Genomic DNA, 3,445 nt, shown 5'->3' on the forward strand with positions numbered 1-3,445 from the left:
GATGATATCCTTGGCTTGAAGAGCGCTAACGCCGCAGCCGATCAGCGCGATGGACTTAAGAGTTTCTCCGGCAGTGATGGGCTCACCGGCGGATCGGGCCCGGGCGTGCCGGTCTTTGCGGGCTTGCTCGCGATAAGGAAAAGTCGAGAAGATGTTCAGCAGCGATGAGGCCTGCACTTGATCGATATGGCAGCCGAGAGCCTGTTGCTGAACATCTCACCCTTTGTGGGCTCGTGGATTATCTCGGGTGAGACAAATAATCAAAGATGATGTCTTTCAAGTGTGGTGATTAATGAAAATCTCTGGAAGAACTGCATGGATTTTACTATTTCTGTCACCACTTGGCGGTGTGATTACCTGGCAACTTACAGGAAATGGTTTGCTAACTACGTTGGTAGGAGGTGGCATGATTATACCACTCTGGTTGCACGCAACTTCAGGACCACATTGAGGATTGACGATGACCGATAGCAGCAGAAATTCCACCGGTGGCATCGCCGGTTCCAGTCTGGCGAGCGCTCATGTTGAAGCTGCGGCCAGCCAGTCCGGCGGCAACACGGTGCTGGACTTCGGCAGCCTGGGCACGGTGACGCTCACCGACGTGGCGCTGACGAAATTGGTGGCGCATGATTTTGTGTTTGGGTAAGAGGCAGCTATCCATGTTTCAACAAACGCTCAAGAGAAAATGTTGAAATCTCTGAGCTCCATCCGCTGCAGGGTCAGTTTTTGGTTGGGGAGATTGTTTGTTGCTCATGCAGCGATGGCAAGTCATACCTCATTAGGTCGAACTCCTGAGCTTTACGTGCCATGTATTTCCTAAGTAGATTTCATGCGCTTGTAATCGCTGTGTATATTGATTTCTTTCTCCTGACTTATTTTGACAGAGCAAAAAGCATTTCTTTGTCACAAGTTGCTCAGTGCGGTAGCAGATGTATTCCATCAATGGAGGCGCAATCATTGATGATTCTATGGGCGCTTCTATTCTCTATTCTTGTATTCTTGTTTTTGATGCCTGTTGTCCTGTTGTTGAATTTTGTAATTGCTAATTAAACCGCTGCTTTTTTTGCGCGCCAATCAGATAAGGATCGGTATAGTACTGACAAGATGGGGCTTGCAACCGCGAGGCTCTCAAGAAACTCATGGACTGTTCGGGACATTATTTTTGCAATATTATTCCTAATGATATGCGCGCTATTGCTCTCGTGGCAGGGAGGGGCATCGTATTCTAGCTCAAATGGAATAGATATTATAGTTAATAGCCAGTTCACTGAACGCGGTCAGCAAGTCTTGTTTATATATTTTATGATAAATTGCATTTCAATGTTCATTTTTCTTACTTTATCATATTTTTTCGACAAAATTGCGCGAACGAGAAGCGCTTAGATAGGAGGTGCAAGTGACCAATAATGCAGCGTAAAGTGGCGTATCTGGCCGCTGGACGAGTGGTCCAAAGAGCTGGCCCCGCTTGTCTGAACAGTTTTCCCGGTTTCTTAAATGAAGCCCCCGCGTTGGGTTGTGCGGCAGCCGGGAGCTGCAGCTGGGCAAGAGCAAGCCTGATCCAGCGTCGTTTCGTTCATTGAATTATTCCCGTATCAATCCCAGCGTTACCTGTTCTGGAACGTCAAGTGACGATGAGTGCCGCTGCGATGACACTCCCAAGATCGGCGTCAAAACGACGGACGCGACGCGGACGGCATCGGGCGGGACCTTCGCCGGGACAGAAGAGGCCCGCCGCGAGGGCGGGCCAGCAGAGGATTCGGCTGCTTCCTGATCAGACGGCGATCCTGTAAGCGCGGCCCCGGCCTTCGACCTTGCTGGATTCGATGGTGAGGCCGAGCTTCTTCTTGAGCGCGCCCGCCATGGCGCCGCGAACCGTATGCCTTTGCCATCCGGTCGCTGCGGCGATCTCGTCGACGGTTGCGCCCTCGGGCTGGCGCAGCATCGCGATCATGGCCGACTGCTTGGTGCCCTCGCGGGTCTTGGCCTCGCGCGGACTGGTGGTGGGCTTCGCCTTTGATGTCCGTGCCGTGGTCTTCGGTGACTCAACCTCAACCCCGATGGCCTCAAGGCCCTTGTCGGTGATGATGAGGGTGAGGCCTTGACCCTCGCCGCCCTCGCGCCAGACGGGATCGCTGAGCTTCCGGTTGGCCTTCACCTCCCTGAGGAGGCCTTTCCCGATCAGGGCATTGATGACCTTGTGGGCGGCGCCGCCCTTGAGGCTCTTGGGGAGGGGAAGCGCGAGGCGGTCAGTGCGTTGCGAGGCGGCGCTGAGAATGACGCGCTGGGTATCGGTGAGGTGGGTCATGGGTTTTGCTCCATCAGGGTTGCGGAGCGGCGGGATCGCCGCGTCCTACAGCCCTGCGCCCCGCCTTGGCGCGGGGCGACGGAGCGAGGGGTTGCGTCAGGCCGCTTCGGCCAGCATGCCGAAGTGGTGGACCCATCCGGTCAGATAGGGCAGTCCGCAGGGGATGCCCGTCTCGCGCTGGATGCTGCGGCCGATCTTCCAGCTGTTCCAGAGTTGGACCGCGTTCCGGATCGCATCCTCAAGGCTCTGACCCTTTCCGGTGAACTCGCAGACGCTGTCGGCGAAGTGGCGGCCGTGGCGGCTGTCGAGGAAGTCGCGGATCCCCTTCGGGCTCGCCGTCTGTCGCCCTGGCGATGGCCGCGAAGGCCGTGTCCCAGGCATCGGGCATCGCCGCGCCAGCGCGCCGCATCGTTCCGGTGAAGCCCCATGCTTCGTTGCGTGTCGGGAGGATCATGGTCATCCGTGTCTCCTGTTCTGCGGCGGCTATGCCGTTCGCGGTGACCGCATAAGCGCTCTACTTTGCTGACATATCAAGCGGGAAGACCGGCAGTTTCGCTGCTTTCTGGAGGAATGATGGGCCAGTCCCGGCGAGTGTCGGCGGTCGAGGCCATGGTTGGCGCGGCCATCGGATACATCGTCGCAGTAGCCACGCAGATGATGGTCTTCCCGATCTTCGGACTGCGGGCCGGTGTCATCGAAAATCTGGGCATAGGACTCGCCTTCACGGCGGTATCGGTGGTCCGGAGCTATCTCGTGCGGCGGCTGTTCGAACGTCTTCATCCGAGGTGACCTTGCGTGGCTGAAGAAGACAAGTCCAAGGGCCAGACCATCAGCCTCGCGCAGGCGGCCACCTTCCTGAACCGCAGTCCATCCTGGGTGCAGGCACTGGTCAGCCAGGGCTACATCACCCGGCAGTCCTATGGCCGCTACTCGGTGGTCGCCATCGTGCGGGGTGCCCTCGCCTACTACGAGGACCTGCTCCAGAAATCGAACAAGGCCGCCGCCGCCAGCCGGGCGACTGACGCCCGCACGCGCGAGATTGAACTCCGCATCGCCGAGCGGCGGCGCGACCTGATCCCGATGGAGGACGCCAAGGCGGAGATTGCCGCGGTTGTCTCGGAGGTGAGAGCCGAAATCGCC

The 3,445-nt window shown here is 57.4% G+C and carries 5 protein-coding genes; 3 read left to right on the plus strand and 2 right to left on the minus strand.

Features of this window, described 5'->3' with window-relative positions:
• Positions 1–460: 460 nt before the first annotated feature.
• Entirely contained in the window at positions 461–646 is a 186-nt protein-coding gene (locus ACKOED_RS12625) for a hypothetical protein (protein ID WP_408916949.1), read from the plus strand.
• 1,125 nt (positions 647–1,771) lie between these two features.
• On the opposite strand, the gene ACKOED_RS12630 is transcribed toward ACKOED_RS12625, so the two are convergent.
• Positions 1,772–2,305: a DUF3489 domain-containing protein gene (locus ACKOED_RS12630; protein ID WP_408916950.1), complete on the minus strand. Its 534-nt coding sequence runs from the start codon at positions 2,303–2,305 to the stop codon at positions 1,772–1,774.
• Positions 2,306–2,401: 96 nt separating this feature from the next.
• Positions 2,402–2,686: a hypothetical protein gene (locus tag ACKOED_RS12635; protein WP_408916951.1), complete on the minus strand. Its 285-nt coding sequence runs from the start codon at positions 2,684–2,686 to the stop codon at positions 2,402–2,404.
• 192 nt (positions 2,687–2,878) lie between these two features.
• Between ACKOED_RS12635 and ACKOED_RS12640 the strand changes: the two genes are divergently transcribed.
• Both ACKOED_RS12640 and ACKOED_RS12645 read left to right on the plus strand, forming a co-directional pair.
• Positions 2,879–3,094 (plus strand): hypothetical protein, encoded by a 216-nt coding sequence (locus tag ACKOED_RS12640; RefSeq protein ID WP_408916952.1) that lies wholly within the window; start codon positions 2,879–2,881, stop codon positions 3,092–3,094.
• 6 nt (positions 3,095–3,100) lie between these two features.
• On the plus strand, positions 3,101–3,445 hold a 345-nt coding region (locus ACKOED_RS12645), incomplete at its 3' end, for a hypothetical protein (RefSeq protein WP_408916953.1).

The organism is Aestuariivirga sp., assembly GCF_046093005.1.
In the GTDB taxonomy this organism is placed as follows: domain Bacteria; phylum Pseudomonadota; class Alphaproteobacteria; order Rhizobiales; family Aestuariivirgaceae; genus Aestuariivirga.